Genomic DNA, 20,845 nt, shown 5'->3' with positions numbered 1-20,845 from the left:
TAAGCCTTTTTATTACTTAGTATTAAGTAATAAGTAAAAAAAAGAGCGTTTAATAACGCTCATTTTTTTTACTATTTTTTCTATTCTGCACTTTCTTCCATGGTATGATATACATTTTGCACATCATCATCTTCTTCAAGCTTTTCTAAAAGTTTTTCTACATCTTGAGCCTCTTCAGCCGTTAGTTGTTTTGTTACTTGAGGTATACGTTCAAATCCAGAAGATAAAATTTCGATTTTTCTAGTTTCTAATTCTGCTTGTATAGCTCCAAAACTTTCAAATGGAGCATAAATTAATATACCATCATCATCTGCAAAAACTTCTTCTGCGCCAAAATCAATAAATTCCAATTCTAGTTCTTCAGGATCTAAACCTTCAGCATTTATTCTAAAATTACAAGTGTGATCGAACATAAAAACTACCGACCCAGAAGTACCTAAACTACCATCACATTTGTTAAAATAACTACGTACGTTAGCAACGGTTCTTGTATTATTATCAGTTGCTGTTTCAACTAAAATGGCAATTCCATGAGGGGCATAACCTTCAAAAATAACTTCTTTATAATCCCCTTGACTTTTATCACTTGCTCTTTTTATAGCACGTTCTACGTTATCTTTAGGCATGTTAACAGATTTCGCATTCTGTATTACTGCTCTTAATCGTGAATTACTATCTGGATCTGGGCCACCTTCTTTAACGGCCATTACAATATCTTTACCTATACGCGTAAAGGCTTTACTCATTGCAGACCAACGTTTCATTTTTCTTGCTTTTCGAAATTCAAAAGCTCTTCCCATATTTATATATTGTGATTACTACAAGAGTAGTAATCTTATTAAATTAAACTAATTATTAATTGCTTGTACAAATTTAAAAATCTACAGACCAAAAACAAACTATTCTTCTGGTTCTACAATATTTTCAATGGCTTGCGCTAATTTAAAATCTTTGTTTGTAACCCCACCAGCATCATGAGTTGATAATGATATAGTTAAAACATTATAAACGTTTTTCCAGTCTGGGTGATGATTTAATGCTTCACACTCAAAAGCTATCCTGCTCATGGCACTAAAACAATCCTTAAAATTTTCAAACTCAAATTCGCCATGTATGGCATTATCAAAATATTCCCAATCAGGGAAACGAAGCAATTTTTTTTCGATGTCTTCATCGGTAAGTTTATTCATAATGCTATTTTTTTTATAAATCTAATCATTTAAATTAATAAAATTAATTATAATTTTAGGTTAGTTAAAATATCTTGAGTGCTTATTTGAAGATGCTTAGGAAGTTTTTTAAACTTTGGCAAAACTGCTAAATATCTATCATCGTTTGTTGTATAAACACGTTTGTAAATAGGAGCATTTTTTAATTCTAAAGACTCTACAATCTCTTTTATAAAATCTTCATGATGAACTAAATCATTACTTCCTAAATGAAAAACACCATACTTGTTTCTGTTAATAAGGTAATGTATTTGCTGTGTTACTTTAGAGTAGGTAGTTACATTCATTATAAGGTTAGGAAAAACCTCAATAGGTTCCTTGCTTTTTATGAATTGAATAATCTCTTGAATTCTAGGAGACTGACTACCAAAAACCATAGGAAGTCTTAATATAACGACTTGTTTTTTAGGTAAGCGTAATAACATGTTTTCAATTTTAATTTTGAAATGCCCGTATACGCTATTGCTATAAGTTTTATCATACTCATAACTTGGGTATTTTATGTAAGCATCAAAAACATTTGCTGAAGAAATAAATATAATTTTTACTTTATTAGTAAAAACATATTCAGTTAAATGCTGATGCACTAATACTTGTTTTGAAAAATCGCCTCTTAATGAAGAAATAATTATGGTTGGTTTTACAAAGTCAAGAATTTCATAAATATCATCTTCTTCGATATTATATTGAAAAAAATGATGATTTTTTTCGAATTGTTTATTTGTTGTACTATAAGTTCCAAAAGTTCTAAAATAGGAGCAGAGTTCCTTATAGATAGATCCACCTAAAAATCCACTTGCACCTAAAATTAATATTCTATGTTTATCTTCTCGCTTCATCATTAATCAAACTTCAAAATTGAAGATTTCTAGAAAATAGATAATTTAGTTTTTGTTGTAAACTGTTCTAATGCCAGCATTCCTAATTTTGAATTACCTTTTACATTGAGTCCTGGTGACCAAGTTGTAATTACAAATTTATCTGGTAATAATGCTACAATACCACCACCAACACCACTTTTTCCGGGTAAACCTACTTCAAAAGCAAATTCTCCTGCTTCATCATAAAACCCACACGTAAGCATTATGGCATTAATACGTTTTACTTGCCTGTCGTTTATATGTAATTTGTTTCTTAAACAACATCCATTATTAGCAAATAAGTAGAAAGCATTTGATAATTGGCTACATGTCATTTCTATTGAACATTGATGGAAGTAAAAATCTAACACCTCTTCAACAGGATTATTTAAATTCTTAAATGACTTTAAAAGGTTAGCTGCAGCATAATTTTTAAAACCCGTTGCTTTTTCAGACTGAGCAACATCCATATTGTAATTAACACTATTATCGTTAACTAAATCTCTTATGTAATTTAAAAAATCGTCTTTAGGGTTTTTTAATTTTGAAACCAATATGTCTGAAATTACAATAGCACCAGAATTAATTAATGGATTTCTAGGAATACCATTTTCAACTTCTAAAAGTGTTAAAAAATTAAAAGGATTACCACTAGGCTCAACATCAACTCGGTCCCAAACAGCTTCGCCAACTAATTCCATAGCCTTTGATAACGCTAAAACTTTAGAGATACTTTGTATAGAAAACAGTTTATTATAATCACCTACACCAAAATTTTTACCTTCGGAAGTTCTTAAGTGAATTCCGAAATTATTTATATCAATATGTGCTAATTCTGGTATATAAGACGCTACTATACCTTTATCTGATGCTTGTATAGCTTCACTATAAATAGTGTTTAAAATGGCTTGATAATCTGGCATATTAGTTTTTATAGAACGGTAATTTAACCACAGTTGCAGGAATAGCGTTTTTTCTAATTTGAATATTAATTTTACTATCTACATCGCTAAAAACTGCTGGTACATAACCTAAACCTATGCCTTTACTTAAAGACGGGCTCATGGTACCAGAAGTAACAATGCCAATTTTATTACCGTTACCATCTACAATATCGTAACCATGACGTGGAATGCCTCGATCATCTAATTTAAAAGCAACAAGTTTACGTTCAGCTCCACGTTCTTTTTCTGCTTTTAGAGCTACAGAATTGGTAAATTCTTTAGTAAATTTTGTTATCCATCCTAAACCAGCCTCAATAGGCGAGGTAGTATCATCAATATCATTGCCGTAAAGGCAATAACCCATTTCTAAACGTAGGGTATCACGAGCTGCAAGACCAATGGGTTTTATTCCAAAATCTGCTCCAGCTTCTAATACCTTATCCCAAATTTGTTTTACTTCAGAATTTTTACAATAAATTTCAAATCCGCCACTTCCAGTATACCCAGTAGCAGATATAATAACATGCTCTATACCAGCAAAATCTCCAATTACAAAATTGTAAAACTTTATTGAGGATAAATCTTTACTAGTTAAACTTTGCATCGCTTCAATAGCTTTTGGTCCTTGAATGGCTAAAAGTGAATAGTCTTCACTTAAATCGCGCATGGTAGCGCCTGCATTGTTTTTAGATTTAATCCAATTCCAATCTTTTTCAATATTACTTGCGTTAACAACCAATAAATAAGTGTTTTCTTTTAGGCGATACACAATTAAATCGTCTACAATACCACCATTATCATTAGGCAAACAACTATATTGTGCTTTGCCAATAGTTAATTTTGAAGCGTCGTTACTTGTTACTTTTTGTATGAGTTCTAAAGCATGTTCTCCTTCAATTAAAAACTCACCCATATGTGATACATCAAACACACCAACGGCATTTCTAACTGTTTCATGCTCTATGTTTACGCCTTCATATTGTACAGGCATATTATACCCTGCAAAGGGCACTATTTTGGCTCCAAGAGCTTTATGGGTCTCTGTTAACGCTGTGTTTTTCATCTAAAAATCTTTAGTTAAAATAAAAACTATAGTAAAACAAATAATTAGAATGCACAATCCAAGCAATAATCCTTTTCGAGCGGGTAATGCTGTAATAAAGCCCTCAATAGTATTGCCAAAAAACTTAATTATTCCAATTAAAATGTTTTCCATATTAATGAAAACAAATGTATTGAAAATTTATAATAACACTTTCGTGGAAGAATTAAAAGGTTTGTTAAAGTTGTAGTAAATATTTAAAAGTATAATATTATATAAATACTCTAGATTACTTGAAAATACTTGTAGTTCCCTCGCAAGTCCAAAGGGTTTCAGTATCATTATAGGCCGTAAATGTATTGCTTCCTGTAAAACTTTCATCAACTTCAGAAAAAATGTAGTTTCCAACAAACTTTCTTTTACTTCCTGAAGGAAGTGTGTAAATTGTTTCTAGAATTAAAATATTTTCAGTTAATTCATAATAAGAACTCGTTAAATAACCTGGATCAGTAAATGAAACTGTATTATCTTTTAAAAACATAAATTGATAAGCGCCACCTTCATCTAAATCAAAGCCATTGGAACATGTTTCTCCGTGTCTTTGAAAATTCCATGAACCTACTAGAATTTTTTCATTTAAACTTAGTATTTCTTCTTTATCATCAGATGCGCAAGAAATTACTAAAATCAACAATAATATATTTAGAAATATATGTTTCATACACTATTTATAAGTTATTCTTTTTCTAAAAAAATTAATTTAGTTTTTTTTCTTCAATTTTAGCAATGCATAAAGTGATACTAAAGTCCAAACTGCTTCTAAAATAATAAAAGGCCAATAGTTTAAAAGTATAGATGCTAAACACGCCATAGAAGCCCCAAAAACATTAAGAAGTATAAAGGACAAATCATTATTACCGACTTTGCCTAATATGTTTAATGCATAGGCAAGAAGTATTTGAAAAACACCTAAAAAACCTATCCAGTCTATTGTTGTCATAAATTTAATTAAGCAAAAAATCTTTTAGATCTTCGTAAGTAGAAATTACTACAGACGCTTTCTCTTTACCCATTACTGATTGAATTTGTTCTGGTAATGGTTGTTTTTCATTGATTACCTCTTCAACAACATCTAAAAATTTAGTTGGGTGTGCTGTTTCTAAAAATACACAATGCGCATTAGGATGATGCTCTAAATGCGATTTACAACCTAAATAACCAACAGCCCCATGAGGATCGGCCACATAATTGTAGCTATTGTAAATTTCTAACATAGCTTGGCGAGTTTCGTTATCTGAGAAACTGTAAGAAGACAGATTCGTTTTTAATTCTTCAAAATTATTTTTATAAATTTCTTGAATTCTAATAAAATTACTTGGCGCCCCTACATCCATAGCGTTACTAATAGTTTGAACTGATGGTTTAGGCTCGTATAACTTAGAAGTTAAGTAACGAGTCACGACATTATTAGCATTGTTGGATGCTATAAAATGCTTAATAGGTAAACCTAATTTCTGTGCCATCATACCTGCACAAACATTACCAAAATTACCACTAGGTACAGAAAACACAATATCATTATGTTGTTTATGTAATTGCTTATAAGCAAACATAAAATAAAACAATTGCGGTAACCAACGTGCAACATTAATAGAGTTTGCAGAAGTTAGCTGCATTTTACTTGTTAGTGTATCATCTAAAAATGCCGTTTTCACCATGGCTTGACAATCATCAAACGTACCATTAACTTCTAAAGCTTTAATGTTTTGACCTAAAGTTGTTAATTGCATTTCTTGTATATCACTCACTTTTCCGCTAGGATAAAGAATAACAACATTTACGCCTTTTACACCTAAAAAGCCATTAGCAACCGCACCGCCAGTATCACCAGAAGTAGCGACTAAAACAGTTACCTCGTTAGTATTATCTTTATTAAAATACCCTAAACAACGCGCCATAAAACGCGCACCAACATCTTTAAATGCCATGGTTGGACCATGAAACAACTCTAAAGTTGAAATTTGGTCGTTTAACTTTACAACAGGAAAATCAAAATAAAGAGTTTCTTCAACAATAGTTTTTAAAACTTCCTCTGGAATTTCTGGAGTCACAAATTGTTTAATTGCTTGAAAAGCAATTTCAGAATAGGATAAATTATCAAAATTATCCCAAAATGATTTTGGTAAAGGAGTAATACTTTCTGGGAAATACAACCCTTTATCTGGAGCTAAGCCTTTTATTACAGCATGTTTAAATGATGTATTAGGAGCTTTATGGTTAAGTGAATAGTAATTCATTTTTAATCAATTATTTTAACACCTTGAGTGTTGATTTTAGACACATGTATATCGAATGTAATTCCTGTTTTAGAATATACATTTTGCATAGCATCTTTTACTTTATTGGCTGTTTCTAATCCTTTATTTAAAGAAAATATTGATGGTCCAGAACCAGAGATACCACAACCTAAAGCACCAGCTTTTAATACTGCTTTTTTAACATCATTAAAATACGGTATTAATTGACTTCTGTATGGCTCTACAATTACATCGTTTAGTGAGTTACTTATTAATTCGTAATTACTTGTATGCAATGCATGTACCAAACTTCCTAAATTCGCCCATTGTTCAATTGCTTTACTTAAGGCTACTACTTTTGGTAGAATTGCTCTAGATTCTGAAGTTTTAATTTCAATTTGTGGATGTATAATGGTAGCATATAAATCGTTTGGTGAAGGTATTTCTAAAATCTGTAAAGGAGAAATACTCTTAACTAAAGTAAAACCACCAAAAAGGGCAGGAGCAAGATTATCGGCATGTTCACATTTACTAGCTAATGCTTCGCCTTTAATGGCAAATTCTGTAAGTTGTGTTTTATTGAATGGTTTCCCTAAAAGTTCATTCATGCCAAAAACACTCCCAACGGCACTTGCAGCACTACTTCCAATGCCACTTCCGGGTTTTATATTTTTATAAATTTCAATTTCAAAACCAAAATCTACATCAATAGCATTATACATTGCTAAGGCAGATACGCCTGCAACATTTAATTCTGCTTCAAAAGGCAAATTAAAATTTTCAATTTTAGTAATATGAATACCTTTTTTATCGGTTTTTCTTATTACCATCTCATCGCCAACACTATCTAAGCAGAAGCCTAAAACATCAAAACCACAAGCTACATTAGCTACCGTTGCTGGAGAAAATATTTTTATTTCGTTCATTGTTAATCGTTTCCAAGTCTAATAATATCTGCAAATAGACCAGAAGCAGTAACTTCTGCACCTGCACCAGCACCTTTAATAATCATAGGTTGTTTAGGGTAGCGTTCAGTATAGAACATTACAATATTATCACTTCCTTCTAAATTATAAAATGGATGACCTACTGGTATTTCCTGTAAACTAACATTTGCTTTACCATTATCAAATTTAGCAACATATTTTAATTGGCAATTGTTCGCTTTAGCAGAAGCATATAAACTTTGATAGTGTGCTTCATCATCAATTAATGTTTGATAAAAATCATCAACACTATCACTTTTTAAACCTGATTCAGATAGAAATGATTTGTTTTCTATGTCTTCTAAATTCATTTCAACGCCACTTTCTCTAGCCAGAATTAAAATTTTACGAGCTACATCAACACCACTTAAATCAATTCTTGGATCTGGTTCTGTATAGCCTTCTGCTCCAGCTTGTTTTACAACATCATAAAATTTTGTGGAATCATTAAAATTGTTAAAAACAAAATTTAAACTTCCAGATAAAACGGCTTGAATTGAATTTACTTTATCACCAGAAGCAATTAAGTTACTTAGTGTATCGATAATAGGTAAACCTGCACCAACATTAGTTTCAAATAAAAATGGAGCATTATACTCTAGTGATAATCTTTTTAATTCTTTATAATTATTAAAATCACTTGAACAAGCTATTTTATTACAAGCTACAATGCCAATACTTTCTTTTAAATATTGTGCATACAAACCTGCTACTGCTGCATTTGCGGTTACATCTACAAAAATACTATTACGTAAATTTAATGCTTTTGTTTTTTCAAAAAAGCCTTGTAATGTTGCTTTTTCACCTTTGGCTAATTGTTCTTTCCAATCTTTTAAATTAATTCCAGATTCATCAAAAATCATGTTTCTAGAATTTGATAAACCAATAACTCTAAGATTGATTTTAAGATTATCTTTTAAAAACTTCTTTTGCTTTTTAATTTGCTCAACCAAACGTTCACCAACATTTCCAACACCAGTTATAAAAACATTAAGCTGTTTTGTTTTAGATTCAAAAAACTGTTCATGAAGGGTATTTAAAGCTTTCTTTACGTCTTTCTCATCTATAACAGCAGTTATGTTCTTTTCTGAAGCACCTTGTGCAATAGCTCTAATATTTATGTTATTTCGTCCTAAACTACTAAACATTTTACCGCTAATACCTTGGTGATTTTTCATATTATCACCAACTAGCGCAATAATAGATAAACCCGTTTCAACAATTATAGGTTCAATTTTTCCTAAAGCAATTTCATTTTCAAATGCGACATCAATGGCCAATTTTGCATTATTGGCTTCTTTATCTTCAATACCTAAACAAATAGAATGCTCTGATGATGCTTGAGTAATCATAATCACATTTATTTTTTCTTGAGATAAGGTTTCAAATAAACGTTTTGAAAATCCAGGAATACCAACCATGCCCGTACCTTCTAAAGTTAACAACGCAATATTACTAATGTTACTTATACCTTTTACTGGTGATGTTGATTTTGTGTCTTCATTTGAAATAATAGTTCCAACAGCATTAGGTTCTAAAGTATTTTTTATATGAATAGGTATTTCTAAATTAAGAACAGGTTGTACCGTTGGTGGGTACAATACCTTAGCACCAAAATGAGACAACTCCATAGCCTCTTGGTACGAAATTTTATCAATGGGGTAGGCTTGTTTTACTAATTTTGGATTAGTTGTAAACATACCGCTTACATCTGTCCAAATTTCTAACTGTTCAACATGTAATGCCGCTGCTACAATAGCTGCAGTAAAATCTGAACCACCTCGACCAAGCGTTGTAATTTCTCCTATTTTAGATTTTGAAATAAAACCAGGTAAAATTGTAATATTTTGTTTAGCAGATTTAAAATAATCTTTAATATTTTGATTGGTTATATTATAATCTACTTCTGCTTTAGTAAAGTTAGAGTTTGTAATAACTAATTCCTGTGAGTTTTTCACATCAGTAGACAAACCTCTATTCTTCATAGTTTCAGCTATAATGAAAGATGATAGTAATTCACCAAAACTTACTAATTTATCTGATGTTTTAGGAGATAATTCATTAATTAAAAAAATACCTTCTAATAAACTTTTTAAACTATTTAATTTTTCTTCAACAAACGCTAAAATTGGTTTGTTGTTTTCTGGGTTTAACTCTTTAATAATGTTAAAGTGTCTTTCTTTAATTCCCTCAAAAGTTTCTAAAAAAGTTTGGTCTTTATTTTGGGCTTGTTTACCTGCTAAAAGTAATTTATCTGTAATACCACCAACTGCAGAAACTACACAAGCAATGGTATCTGTCTTACCATAGCTTTCTAAAATATTTATAACGTTATTTATGTTTTTTGAAGAGCCTACCGAAGTGCCTCCGAATTTTAAAACTTTCATGTTTTAATGCATTGTAAATTAAAAATAGTACTTGAAATATTGTAATTTTTTGAAATTACAAAAATAGTCTGCGGAATATATATAACTAGTAACCCCAAAGGGTTGTAGTATTTGTTGTTGTACCAAAAATAGATATTGTCTCTTTTTTTAAAAAAGACACAAATTGAAGTATATTTTGGTTGAAATGATTCATTATAGTTATATAATACTCTTCAAAAGTATTACATTTAGCCTTATAAAAAAACTAAAATAACTTTTTTACAAAATTCTTATCTTCAATCACTATTCGTTTAAAAAAAACGACTAATTGTTATAAGAAATGAAAAATCTATAATTACAAATATGAAAGTGTTTTCTAAAGAACAGATTTACGAGGGTGATAAACTAACCGCTGAAAGACAAAAAATTACATCAACAGATTTAATGGAGCGCGCTGGTACTCAAATTTTTAACTGGATACATACAAGAATGCAAGGTGCTCAAGTACCTGTACATGTATTTTGTGGTATAGGAAATAATGGTGGTGATGGACTTGTTTTAGCACGCCATCTCATTACACACGGTTATAATGTAAACACTTATATTATTAATTGTAGCGATAAACGGTCTAAAGATTTTTTAATTAATTATGATAGAATTAAAAATGTTACAAAAAAATGGCCTGTACTTTTAAGTTGTTCAGACGATTTTCCTGAGATACACCCAGATGATATTATTGTTGATGCTGTATTTGGTATTGGTTTAAATAGACCTATAGATGAATGGGTTAAGAATTTATTTATGCGTTTTAGAGAAAGTAAAGCGTTTACCTTAGCCATAGATATTCCATCTGGTCTTTATCCTGATAAGGCTGTAGAAGACGAAGATGCTGTAGTTTGGGCTGGATTTACTTTAAGTTTTGCCTCACCAAAATTGGTGTTCTTTTTACCTGAAACTGCAAAATATACTGTGCAATGGGAGGTTTTGGATATTGGTTTAGACCAAGAGTTTTTATTTACTACACAAACTGAGGTAGAATTAATTGGAAAACTAGAAGTATTACCAAATCACATTCCAAGAGAAAAATTTTCGCACAAAGGGCAGTTTGGCCATTCATTAATAATTGGAGGTAGTTATGGTAAAATAGGGGCCGTAACCTTAGCAAGTAGAGCGGCTTTATCAGCTGGTGCTGGTTTAATTACAGCTTATATCCCTAAATGTGGTTATCATGCTTTACAAGCGTCTTTTCCAGAAGCTATGGTTATTACAGATAATGATGAAGAAAAAATAACTTCAATAAAATTTGATATAGAACCTACGGTTGTTGCTTTTGGAATAGGAGCAGGGCTTGATACTAAAACGATAGCTGCTTTTACTGCTTTTTTAAAAACTAACAAATCTCCTTTAGTTATTGATGCCGATGGTATTAATATACTTTCAAAAAAGAAATCGTTATTAAAATTATTACCAGAAGCCACAATTTTAACACCACACCCTAAAGAGTTAGAGCGCTTAATTGGATCTTGGAAAGATGATTTTGATAAATTGAATAAAATAAAAGCTTTTTCAAAAAAACACAAAGTAATTATATTAGTTAAAGGCGCAAATAGTATTACTGTTTATGAAGATAAACTTTATGTTAATACAACAGGCAATCCAGGATTATCTACTGCAGGCAGCGGAGATGTTTTAACAGGAATAATTACTGGTTTAATTTCTCAAGGTTATAATCCTCTAGTAGCAACTATTATTGGAGTTTATTTACATGGGAAATCTGCAGATATAGCAGTTGAAGATTTTGGTTATCAGAGTTTAATTTCTAGTCATGTTATAGATTATTTAGGCGAAGCTTATTTAGATTTATTTAAACAACCAGAACAACCACAGTCACAACAACAGGAAGAAGAACCTCAACAACAATAAAATAAAAAAAAAGCCGCAAATTGCGGCTTTTTTATTTTTCCTGTTTTATTTTACAAATTGTGTTTATCAAATAGTTCAATTAATTTTTCACTTGAAGGTCTTGGAGCATTCGAGTCTACAATATTACCTTTTGTATCAATCAAAATGAATTTTGGAATACCTTGTATTTGATATTCTTGAACAAATGCAGAATTCCAATCGTTATCTGCAAATAATTGAATACCGCCAAGCTGCTTTTCGTTTACCATTGATTTCCATTTTTCATAATCATTTTTCTTATCAATAGAAATGCTAACAAACTCTATATTCTTGTCATGATATTTCTTTTCAACCTCTTGTAAGTGCGGTATTTGTTGTATACATGGTCCGCACCAAGTTGCCCAAACATCAATATAAACATATTTTCCCTTTAGATCATCTAAAGACATTTTACCTCCTGAATGATTTTCATAATTAACAAACTTTGGAGATGGTTTCCCTTCTTTTAACGATGTTAATTTTTCATACTTCTCTGAAACTAATTTATTGTTTTTCTCATTTGTTGAATTTTCGGTAAAAGCTTTGAAAAAAGCATCAATATCATTTGAATACGACATGTTAAAGTTTACAAAATCAAAAAGTAATGTATTCTTAATCGTTTCGCTTTCTATAGCACTAACTGTTTTGATAAAAGCCAAATCATAAGCAATGGATTCTTTTTCACTCAATTCTCTTGCTTTGGCGCTGTAATGGTCTATAACAATTTCTTTATAATTACTCGAAAACTCAAAGTCTTCAATATTATTAACATCTACTTCTGTTACTTCTTTTAAAAACCCTTCAGATACTTTAAATTCTTGATTTTTAGTAAAATACTGATGTCCTCGTTCATAGGTGTTTAATTTACTTAAATACCCATAATTTATATTTCTTAACTCTTTTGCAATAAAATCTGATGGTAACTCTTTTGTGCTATTTAACAACTCTTCTTGCGATTTTTTAAAGTCTAAAACACTTGCTTTGTATTTATCTTCAGTTAGTACAAAAAACTCTGCACTTTTTTTAGATAATTCCATCTCAACCTTTCTTTTAGAAATTAAATAATTATTAATTTCAGAGCCCACTCCAGTTATAGAAATAGTTTTATCAAAATTGGTAGCATCATAAGTTATATTTAAATTATATCCAGGTTCAATTTTTAGAAATACTGGATTAACACCATCAAAAAGCACATAAGATTTAATATCTGTGTTTAATGTATCAATAAAAGTTCCATCTTCGGTAACTTCAAGTTTTTCTTTAATAGTTCTGTCTTCACTATTTATAGTTAAATCTCCAGCTTGTTTATTAATAATTTTTCCAGTAATAATAGCATAATCTTGCTTTATTTCATTTTTACATCCAAATAAAGCAATAGCAAAAGCTATACAAAGTAATTTTTTCATTATTTAATTTTTAATTAAGTTTCAAAAATAGAAAATAGTTATGCTCCCGTAGTTATTTTGATGAATAATTAACATTATTTGGAAGAATAGCTTTAATAATATTAATTATAATTTAAGAGTAAGTTTTTCATATTCTACAATCTCTGGAATAATATTTAAGGCAAACAGTTCTTTTTGAACATTCATAACTGTTTTTTTATCAATTAACTCTTGAGACCACTCTGTTATACTTAACCATTCTTGTACATCTTCTAATTGCTGCTCATATCGATTGGCTATAGATTTATCAATACTAGGGATGTCTTTAAAATCTGAGGTTGTGTTATTAATAATATTCAAAATGGTTTTTAATTCCTCTTTATTATTATCTATAAACTCATTTCTTACCGCAATAACAAAACATGGCCATGGTGATGGGCAATTATCTATTCGTCTAAACACACCATCATCAACAAGTGGTTTAGTGGTGAATTTTTCCCATAAAAAATAATCTGCTTTGCCTTCTGTTAAACCTTTAACGGCACCATTAAGATTTTTAATTACTTCAAAATCTAAGTCTTTTTCTAAATCCCAATTGTTATTTTCAGCATTAATATAAGCCATTAAATGTGACCCTGATCCATAACGACTAATGGCAGCTTTTGTGCCTTTTAAGTCTTCTACTTTTTTATAATCTGAATTGTGAGCTACATGAACACCCCATATAAGTGGTGTTTGTACAAATGTTTGTACTATTTTACTTGGGTTTCCATCTATAATATCTTTAATAATACCTTCGGTTAAAATAACAGCAATATCAATATCTCCATTTCTGAGTGCTTTACACATTGCACCTGTACCGCCATAATAATCATGCCAGCGTAAATTGATATCTTCATCTTTGTATTCGCTGTTTTTTAGTGTTAAGTACCATGCTAAATTAAAATGTTCTGGTACACCACCAATATTTACTTTCTTCATTAAATCAATTGGTTTATTCTACAATTTTATCTAGTGTGTAAGCAATTAAGTTCTTTATTACATTACCTGGGTTTTTACTAAACGTGCCTACAGCTCTGTTTGCAATTATGGCATTTATTGACATGGCTTCGTGTCCTAATAGTTTTGCTAATCCAAATATAGCTGAAGTTTCCATCTCAAAATTAGCAATGCAAATATCTTTAAATTTAAAAACGTCCATTTTAGAATTTAATTCTGAATCTTGAATTGCTAACCTTAAAACTCTGCCTTGGGGACCATAAAACCCCCCAGCTGTTGCGGTTAAACCCTTATGAGTAATATTGCTTTCTAATTTATTTAGTAATTTACTACTGCCTTTAATAACTATAGGTCTTGATTTATTAGTATGCCAATGGGTTTGCTTAATAAAGGCTTCTTCTATTTCTGGATTACTAACTGTGCTTATTTTATAAGAATGAAGCATGCCATTTAAATCTAGTCCATGCGTACTTAAAACAAAACTATCAACAGGAATGCTTTTTTGTAACGACCCTGAAGTACCTATTCTAATAATATCAAGACTTGTAAGCTCATCTTTTACTTTCCTTGTCTTAAAATCTATATTAACAAGCGCATCTAATTCATTTAAAACAATATCTATATTATCTGGACCAATACCTGTAGAAATAACAGTTATTCGTTGCCCTTTATATTTACCTGTTTGTGTTTTAAATTCTCGTTTTTGAGTTTCAAATTCAATAGAATCAAAATGTGAAGTTACTTTACTTACTCGATCTTGGTCTCCAACAAAAATGACTGTTTTTGCAATATTTTCTGGTTTCAAATTCAAATGATAAATACTACCATCTGGATTTAATATAAGTTCCGATTCTTTAATTGACATTTGTAACTTTTTTAACTAGTTTATTTAATTGTTTGTTAAAATAAAAATCATGTTTTTTCACTCCACCAAAAGTCATGTTATTGTCTAATTGATTTGAAAAATTATACTGTCCAAGTAAAGCTTCGTGACCAGATCTGTTTAGAGTTAATGAATCTTCAGCTTCAGTATAAAACATATTTAGCATATCTATAATTCGCTCTAATTGCATATCACCAAAGCCATAATAGCCCTGATAATTGAGAGCGTACCCTAATAAATGATGTTTCGATTTTATTGTATTATCTCTTATAATTTCTAGAATGTTTCTTTCTAAAATATTTAATCCAGAAATAGAATCTGGAAAACGTTCAAGATGTGCTTTTAAACAATTACTTAAATATTTAAATGAAGAACTTTGTACAATAAATGGTTTTAATAAATTATGATCTTTACCACAATAAATACCCCAAACTGTTGTAGCTAAATCTACATCCGTTTCATTTAATAATACTTTATCTCTGTAATGATTTAAAAGTTGCTCAGAATTTAATTCTGGTAAACCTTTTAAAGTTTTACTACCAGACACTCTTCCGCTACAAACTAAATAGAGTGGAAGGTCTATTTTTTTTTGTTGAAGCAAACTAATAACTGCAATCATATTAATATGACAAAACAAATCATACTCAAACCATAGTACAATTTCAGAGTAACGTTCTGGGTTACTTAACTGTTTATTTAAAACATAGTCGATTTGCTCTAAATCTAAATCAACATTATAGAAATCATTAAAAAAAGCACGTCTTAATTCAATATGCTCATCGGTATGAATAGTTTCTTTAGTTGGCCCTTCGCATAGCATTTCTTGCCAAGTAATTTTTTCTCCAACAATTTCTAATTCGTTTAAATATTTACTTAGGTTTCCGCCATTTGTAATATGGAGTGTCTTTTCGCTCATAAATTTATCCGCCTACACGTTTTACATTAAACCCTTTTTCTTTTAGCATTTGCATGATTTTATCTCTATAATCTCCTTGAATTATAATTTTATCATCTTTAAAACTACCACCAACACTAAGTTTAGTTTTTATTTCTTTAGCTAGTATTTTAAAATCTTCGGTAGCTCCTGTATAGCCTTCAAGAATAGTTATTGGTTTACCTTTACGCTTTTCATACTTACAAAGTATGGGGTCTTCTTGCATCCAAATACCTGAATTGTTTTTTGTTTCAGAAGTTGTTTCTTCTTCAACATGATCTGGAAATAAATTTTTAAGTTGGTCTTGTAAATCCATTAGTTTAGTTTACAGTTTTGTATTCGTTTTAATGTTTTACCAAAAAAACTGAATTAAAACTATTTCTTTTTAAGTCCTAATTCTATTAAACGCTCATTTAAAAATTCGCCTGCTGTTATATCATCAAATTGTTTTGGATTGTTTTCATCTATACAACCGTCTAAAACATCTAACTTCATATCACTAATAGGATGCATAAAAAATGGAATAGAATAACGAGATGTTCCCCAAAGTTCTTTAGGTGGATTTATAACGCGATGTATTGTAGATTTTAGTTTGTTGTTGGTGTGTCTAGATAACATATCTCCAACGTTAATCATTAATTCATCAGGTTCAGCAATGGCATCTATCCATTCACCTTTATGGTTTTGCACTTGCAAACCTCTTCCTTGAGCACCCATTAAAAGTGTAATTAAATTAATATCACCATGAGCAGCTGCTCTTACAGCTTCGTCTGGCTCTTGAGTAATTGGAGGGTAGTGAATTGGCCTTAAAATAGAGTTTCCGTTATGAATATAATTATCAAAATAACTTTCATCTAAATTTAAATGTAAGGCTAAAGCTCTTAAAACATATTTTGCTGTTTTTTCTAGCATTCTATAGGTTTTTTTACCAATTTCATTAAAGGCTGGAAGCTCATCTACAGTTACATTTTCTGGGTATTCAGCTTTAAGTTTAGCATTATCTTCAACATATTGACCAAAATGCCAGAACTCCTTTAAATCACCTTCTTTTTTGCCTTTTGCACTTTCTTTCCCAAAAGACACATAACCACGTTGTCCGCCAATTCCAGGAATTTCATATTTCTGTTTTGTTTCTGTTGGTAAACTAAAAAAATTTTTAACTTCTTTATATAAATTATCAACTAAAGTATCATCTAAAAAATGACCTTTAAGTGCCACAAAACCAATCTCTTCGTAAGCCTTCCCTATGGCATCTACAAAATTTTGTTTTCTAACGGGATCATTTGAAAGAAAGTCTTTTAAATTAACACTTGGTATAGTATTCATAAGGTGTGTTTTAAAAATGTGTATAACACAAATGTACAAAAACATTCAAAGTATTGGATACTGAGTTATATGTAATTTTTTTAATAAATAAATAGTATTTATAGTATATTTGATAGTGAAATAAGTATTTTTTTATGAAAGTATCAAAATCTTCATCTAACATAATTTACAATACTGGGAAATTAGACGATAAAACACTTCTATCTTTATACCTAAACATGTTAAAACCTAGGTTAATAGAAGAAAAGATGCTTATTTTATTACGTCAAGGTAAAATTAGTAAATGGTTTTCGGGTATTGGTCAAGAAGCTATTTCTGTTGGTGTAACCATGGCAATGCAAAAAGATGAATACCTATTACCAATGCATAGAAATTTAGGTGTTTTTACTACTAGAAAAATCCCATTATATAGATTATTTTCCCAATGGCAAGGCAAAGCATCTGGTTTTACAAAAGGTAGAGACAGATCATTTCATTTTGGAACGCAACAATACAAAATTGTAGGTATGATTTCGCATTTAGGCCCTCAATTAGGTGTTGCCGATGGCATTGCTTTAGCTTCAAAATTAAAAAACAAAAATCAAGTTACTGCTGTTTTTACCGGTGAAGGTGCCACAAGTGAGGGCGATTTTCATGAAGCTTTAAATGTAGCTTCTGTATGGCAATTACCCGTTTTATTTTGTGTTGAGAATAATGGCTATGGCTTATCTACTCCAACAAAAGAGCAATATAACTGTAAAGATATTGCAGATAGAGGCATAGGCTATGGTATGGAATCTCATATTATAGATGGTAATAATGTTGTTGAAGTTTACACAAAAGTTAACCAACTAGCAGAAGATATTCGAAAACATCCAAGACCCATTTTATTAGAGTTTAAAACTTTTAGGATGCGAGGCCATGAAGAGGCTAGTGGAACAAAATATGTACCTCAATACCTTATGGATACTTGGGCAGCTAAAGATCCCATATTAAATTTTCAAGCCTTTTTAAAAGATAATAATATTTTAAATGAAACAGATGAAGTTCGTTTTAAAGAAACTATTGTACAAGAAATTAACGAACATTTAGAAGTCGCTTTCGCAGAAAAAGATATTGTACCCGATAAAAGTAAAGAATTACATGATGTTTTTAAAACTTTTGAATATCAAGAGATTAAACACAATGAAAACGTTAAAGAAGTTCGATTTATTGATGCCATTTCTGATAGCTTAAAACAAAGCATGTTACACCATAACGATTTAGTTATTATGGGACAAGATATTGCAGAGTATGGTGGTGCATTTAAAGTGACTGATGGTTTTTTAGAACAATTTGGAAATGACAGAATTAGAAACACTCCAATTTGTGAATCTGCAATAGTTGAAACCGCTATGGGCTTATCTATTGCTGGGATAAAAAGTATTGTTGAAATGCAATTTGCAGATTTTGTAAGCTCTGGTTTTAATCCTATTGTAAATTATTTAGCAAAATCTAATTACCGTTGGAATCAAAATGCCGATTTGGTTATAAGAATGCCTTGCGGTGGAGGTATAGCTGCAGGTCCATTTCATTCGCAAACTAACGAAGCTTGGTTTACTAAAACACCTGGTTTAAAAGTAGTATATCCGGCGTTTCCATATGATGCTAAAGGATTACTAAATACAGCCATTAACGATCCAAATCCTGTGTTATTTTTTGAGCATAAAGGCTTATACCGAAGTATTCGTCAAGAGGTACCTGTAGATTATTATACTTTGCCTTTTGGTAAAGCATCTCTATTAAGGTTAGGAAATGACATAACTATTATTTCATATGGTGCTGCTGTACATTGGGCTTTAGAAACCTTGGATAATAACCCTGAAATTTCAGCAGATGTGATAGACCTAAGAACGCTTCAACCTTTAGATGTAGAGACAATTTATCATTCTGTAAAGAAAACAGGAAAAGCTATCATACTCCAAGAAGACTCACTTTTTGGTGGCATTGCTAGCGATATTTCCGCAGGGATAATGGAACATTGCTTTAAATATTTAGATGCGCCTGTAAAACGTGTGGCAAGCATGGAAACACCTATTCCTTTTGCAAGCCAATTAGAACAACAATATCTTCCAAAACATAGATTTGAATGTGAACTAAAAGCGCTATTAGCTTTTTAGTTTTACAGCTTGTTTTCTTTGTAATTACATTAATAAATACAATTTTTTACCAACTGATTTTTATCATTTAGCACTTTCATTAGTTTAGTTAATTTTATTAGGATTTAAAATTAGTTACTATGAAACGAATTATACTAATATCACTTCTTTTGGTTTATAATGTATTATTAATCAACGCACAAAACCCAGATGCTTTTATAATTACTGTGGAAACAACTACTGATGGTGAAAGGATTACACTACCCGTTCAACCAGATGCTCCAAATTACACCATAGATTGGGGTGATGGTAGTGCCACAAATACTTATACAGCAACAGATACACCTTCACATGATTACGTTACCGCTGGAGACCATAGTATAAGTTTCACGGGGACTTTTCCGTATTTAAAATTTATAGGTAGTAATAAATTAAAAGCAGTGCAACAATGGGGCACACAAAAATGGACCAGTATGTCTTCAATGTTTGAAGGTTGTGGTTCTCTAAATAACTTTCCAACGAAAGCACCAGATCTTTCATTATGTACTAATATGTCTAGGATGTTTAGGCAGGCTACATTTTTTAACCAAGATATAAGTGCCTGGGATGTGAGTAGTGTGACTGATATGGAATCTATGTTTGCATATGATCAATCCTTTAACCAAGATATAGGTGCTTGGGATGTGAGTAGTGTGACTAATATGGGTGGTATGTTTTTTAAAGCTGAATCTTTTAACCAAGATATAAGTGCCTGGGATGTGAGTAGTGTGACTAAAATGGGTTCTATGTTTACATATGCTCAATCCTTTAACCAAGATATAAGTAGTTGGGATGTGAGTAGTGTGATTTTTATGGGTTCTATGTTTAGAAGTGCTAAATCTTTTAACCAAGATATTGGTGCTTGGAATGTGAGTAGTGTGACTGTTATGGGGTCTATGTTTACCGGTGCTCAATCCTTTAACCAAGATATAAGTAGTTGGGATGTGAGTAATGTGAATAGTTTTTTTAATATGTTTAATGGTGCTAAATCCTTTAACCAAGATATTGGTGCTTGGGATGTGAGCAGTGTGACTGAAATGCGAAGAATGTTTTATGGTGTTACTCTCTCTACTGCCAACTATGATGCGATACTTTTAGGCTGGGCCTCTCAAAACCCTAAAAAGTTGACTAGCTTCGATGGAGGTAATTCTAAGTATTGTAATAGTGAAGATGCTCGTAATACTTTACGAAATGTTTATAATTGGACTATTACAGACGGGGGGTTTGATTGTTCTGGTCTAGATGTAGAATCTTTTAATGACTTTGCCTTTTCCATTTACCCTAACCCAGTATCAAGTGATTTAACTATTAAAGTTAATGCTAATTTTATAAATAACTCGTATACAATTTGTGATGTTTTAGGGCAAGTTATTTTAAAAGGAAGCCTTAATAACATATACACAACTGTTAATGTTGAGACTTTAGTAAACGGTATCTACTTTTTAAATATTGCAAATAGTGAAACACAACAGTTTTTAAAATATTAAATTTTTTAAA

The 20,845-nt window shown here is 30.7% G+C and carries 19 protein-coding genes; 3 read left to right on the top strand and 16 right to left on the bottom strand.

Annotated elements, in window-relative coordinates; genetic code table 11:
• Positions 1-80: 80 nt before the first annotated feature.
• From Q0842_RS10530 to thrA, 10 genes are all read right to left on the bottom strand, one after another.
• Positions 81-800 carry a YebC/PmpR family DNA-binding transcriptional regulator gene (locus Q0842_RS10530; protein WP_298497795.1) on the bottom strand — a complete coding sequence of 240 codons (720 nt, stop codon included), beginning with the start codon at positions 798-800 and terminating at the stop codon, positions 81-83.
• Between the two features lie 99 nt (positions 801-899).
• Positions 900-1,190 (bottom strand): 4a-hydroxytetrahydrobiopterin dehydratase, encoded by a 291-nt coding sequence (locus Q0842_RS10525; protein ID WP_298497793.1) that lies wholly within the window; start codon positions 1,188-1,190, stop codon positions 900-902.
• 47 nt (positions 1,191-1,237) lie between these two features.
• On the bottom strand, positions 1,238-2,071 hold the full coding sequence (locus Q0842_RS10520) for a sugar nucleotide-binding protein (RefSeq protein ID WP_298497791.1): 834 nt from the start codon (positions 2,069-2,071) through the stop codon (positions 1,238-1,240).
• A 26-nt stretch (positions 2,072-2,097) separates the two neighbouring features.
• A complete protein-coding gene (locus tag Q0842_RS10515) occupies positions 2,098-3,012 on the bottom strand; it encodes a glutaminase (RefSeq protein WP_298497789.1) in 915 nt (304 codons plus the stop codon).
• A gap of 1 nt (position 3,013) precedes the next feature.
• Positions 3,014-4,096 carry a glycine cleavage system aminomethyltransferase GcvT gene (gcvT, locus tag Q0842_RS10510; protein WP_298497787.1) on the bottom strand — a complete coding sequence of 361 codons (1,083 nt, stop codon included), beginning with the start codon at positions 4,094-4,096 and terminating at the stop codon, positions 3,014-3,016.
• Between the two features lie 268 nt (positions 4,097-4,364).
• Positions 4,365-4,796 carry a hypothetical protein gene (locus tag Q0842_RS10505; RefSeq protein ID WP_298497785.1) on the bottom strand — a complete coding sequence of 144 codons (432 nt, stop codon included), beginning with the start codon at positions 4,794-4,796 and terminating at the stop codon, positions 4,365-4,367.
• A 39-nt stretch (positions 4,797-4,835) separates the two neighbouring features.
• Positions 4,836-5,075 carry a hypothetical protein gene (locus Q0842_RS10500; protein WP_298497783.1) on the bottom strand — a complete coding sequence of 80 codons (240 nt, stop codon included), beginning with the start codon at positions 5,073-5,075 and terminating at the stop codon, positions 4,836-4,838.
• Positions 5,076-5,079: 4 nt separating this feature from the next.
• On the bottom strand, positions 5,080-6,372 hold the full coding sequence (gene thrC, locus Q0842_RS10495) for a threonine synthase (RefSeq protein ID WP_298497780.1): 1,293 nt from the start codon (positions 6,370-6,372) through the stop codon (positions 5,080-5,082).
• A gap of 2 nt (positions 6,373-6,374) precedes the next feature.
• Positions 6,375-7,298, bottom strand: a complete 924-nt coding sequence (locus tag Q0842_RS10490) for a homoserine kinase (RefSeq protein WP_298497778.1) — start codon at positions 7,296-7,298, stop codon at positions 6,375-6,377.
• Positions 7,299-7,300: 2 nt separating this feature from the next.
• A complete protein-coding gene (thrA, locus tag Q0842_RS10485) occupies positions 7,301-9,745 on the bottom strand; it encodes a bifunctional aspartate kinase/homoserine dehydrogenase I (RefSeq protein WP_298497776.1) in 2,445 nt (814 codons plus the stop codon).
• 342 nt (positions 9,746-10,087) lie between these two features.
• Between thrA and Q0842_RS10480 the strand changes: the two genes are divergently transcribed.
• Positions 10,088-11,647, top strand: coding sequence for an NAD(P)H-hydrate dehydratase (locus Q0842_RS10480; RefSeq protein WP_298497774.1), 1,560 nt, complete (start codon positions 10,088-10,090; stop codon positions 11,645-11,647).
• Positions 11,648-11,697: 50 nt separating this feature from the next.
• Here the strand turns inward: Q0842_RS10480 and Q0842_RS10475 are convergent, their stop codons facing one another.
• From Q0842_RS10475 to Q0842_RS10450, 6 genes are all read right to left on the bottom strand, one after another.
• Entirely contained in the window at positions 11,698-13,071 is a 1,374-nt protein-coding gene (locus Q0842_RS10475) for a TlpA disulfide reductase family protein (protein ID WP_298497772.1), read from the bottom strand.
• A gap of 105 nt (positions 13,072-13,176) precedes the next feature.
• Positions 13,177-14,031, bottom strand: coding sequence for a substrate-binding domain-containing protein (locus Q0842_RS10470; protein ID WP_298497770.1), 855 nt, complete (start codon positions 14,029-14,031; stop codon positions 13,177-13,179).
• A gap of 13 nt (positions 14,032-14,044) precedes the next feature.
• Positions 14,045-14,914: a nucleoside phosphorylase gene (locus Q0842_RS10465; protein WP_298497768.1), complete on the bottom strand. Its 870-nt coding sequence runs from the start codon at positions 14,912-14,914 to the stop codon at positions 14,045-14,047.
• Positions 14,904-15,848 (bottom strand): DUF1835 domain-containing protein, encoded by a 945-nt coding sequence (locus Q0842_RS10460; RefSeq protein ID WP_298497766.1) that lies wholly within the window; start codon positions 15,846-15,848, stop codon positions 14,904-14,906. Before Q0842_RS10460 ends, Q0842_RS10465 begins: the two co-directional genes overlap by 11 nt.
• A gap of 4 nt (positions 15,849-15,852) precedes the next feature.
• Positions 15,853-16,182, bottom strand: a complete 330-nt coding sequence (locus Q0842_RS10455; protein ID WP_298497764.1) for a translation initiation factor — start codon at positions 16,180-16,182, stop codon at positions 15,853-15,855.
• A gap of 59 nt (positions 16,183-16,241) precedes the next feature.
• The gene (locus Q0842_RS10450; RefSeq protein ID WP_298497762.1) at positions 16,242-17,192 is read right to left on the bottom strand and encodes a 2-oxoglutarate and iron-dependent oxygenase domain-containing protein; all 951 of its coding nucleotides are present in this window, start codon (positions 17,190-17,192) and stop codon (positions 16,242-16,244) included.
• A 134-nt stretch (positions 17,193-17,326) separates the two neighbouring features.
• Between Q0842_RS10450 and Q0842_RS10445 the strand changes: the two genes are divergently transcribed.
• On the top strand, positions 17,327-19,330 hold the full coding sequence (locus Q0842_RS10445; RefSeq protein ID WP_298497760.1) for a dehydrogenase E1 component subunit alpha/beta: 2,004 nt from the start codon (positions 17,327-17,329) through the stop codon (positions 19,328-19,330).
• A 119-nt stretch (positions 19,331-19,449) separates the two neighbouring features.
• Positions 19,450-20,835: a BspA family leucine-rich repeat surface protein gene (locus tag Q0842_RS10440; RefSeq protein WP_298497758.1), complete on the top strand. Its 1,386-nt coding sequence runs from the start codon at positions 19,450-19,452 to the stop codon at positions 20,833-20,835.
• Positions 20,836-20,845: the final 10 nt, after the last annotated feature.

It is taken from the genome of uncultured Algibacter sp. (genome assembly GCF_947495675.1).
Lineage (GTDB): Bacteria > Bacteroidota > Bacteroidia > Flavobacteriales > Flavobacteriaceae > Algibacter_B.
This window is presented reverse-complemented; position numbering and strand designations above follow the sequence as displayed.

Coding starts and splice junctions, on each gene's coding strand:
- Q0842_RS10520 (WP_298497791.1), bottom strand. CDS start 2,071: ATGATGAAGCGAGAAGATAAACATAGAATATTAATTTTAGGTGCAAGT.
- Q0842_RS10450 (WP_298497762.1), bottom strand. CDS start 17,192: ATGAATACTATACCAAGTGTTAATTTAAAAGACTTTCTTTCAAATGAT.
- Q0842_RS10440 (WP_298497758.1), top strand. CDS start 19,450: ATGAAACGAATTATACTAATATCACTTCTTTTGGTTTATAATGTATTA.
- Q0842_RS10490 (WP_298497778.1), bottom strand. CDS start 7,298: ATGAACGAAATAAAAATATTTTCTCCAGCAACGGTAGCTAATGTAGCT.
- thrC (WP_298497780.1), bottom strand. CDS start 6,372: ATGAATTACTATTCACTTAACCATAAAGCTCCTAATACATCATTTAAA.
- Q0842_RS10500 (WP_298497783.1), bottom strand. CDS start 5,075: ATGACAACAATAGACTGGATAGGTTTTTTAGGTGTTTTTCAAATACTT.
- Q0842_RS10470 (WP_298497770.1), bottom strand. CDS start 14,031: ATGAAGAAAGTAAATATTGGTGGTGTACCAGAACATTTTAATTTAGCA.
- Q0842_RS10465 (WP_298497768.1), bottom strand. CDS start 14,914: ATGTCAATTAAAGAATCGGAACTTATATTAAATCCAGATGGTAGTATT.
- Q0842_RS10505 (WP_298497785.1), bottom strand. CDS start 4,796: ATGAAACATATATTTCTAAATATATTATTGTTGATTTTAGTAATTTCT.
- Q0842_RS10525 (WP_298497793.1), bottom strand. CDS start 1,190: ATGAATAAACTTACCGATGAAGACATCGAAAAAAAATTGCTTCGTTTC.
- Q0842_RS10480 (WP_298497774.1), top strand. CDS start 10,088: ATGAAAGTGTTTTCTAAAGAACAGATTTACGAGGGTGATAAACTAACC.
- Q0842_RS10455 (WP_298497764.1), bottom strand. CDS start 16,182: ATGGATTTACAAGACCAACTTAAAAATTTATTTCCAGATCATGTTGAA.
- Q0842_RS10460 (WP_298497766.1), bottom strand. CDS start 15,848: ATGAGCGAAAAGACACTCCATATTACAAATGGCGGAAACCTAAGTAAA.
- thrA (WP_298497776.1), bottom strand. CDS start 9,745: ATGAAAGTTTTAAAATTCGGAGGCACTTCGGTAGGCTCTTCAAAAAAC.
- gcvT (WP_298497787.1), bottom strand. CDS start 4,096: ATGAAAAACACAGCGTTAACAGAGACCCATAAAGCTCTTGGAGCCAAA.
- Q0842_RS10515 (WP_298497789.1), bottom strand. CDS start 3,012: ATGCCAGATTATCAAGCCATTTTAAACACTATTTATAGTGAAGCTATA.
- Q0842_RS10445 (WP_298497760.1), top strand. CDS start 17,327: ATGAAAGTATCAAAATCTTCATCTAACATAATTTACAATACTGGGAAA.
- Q0842_RS10530 (WP_298497795.1), bottom strand. CDS start 800: ATGGGAAGAGCTTTTGAATTTCGAAAAGCAAGAAAAATGAAACGTTGG.
- Q0842_RS10475 (WP_298497772.1), bottom strand. CDS start 13,071: ATGAAAAAATTACTTTGTATAGCTTTTGCTATTGCTTTATTTGGATGT.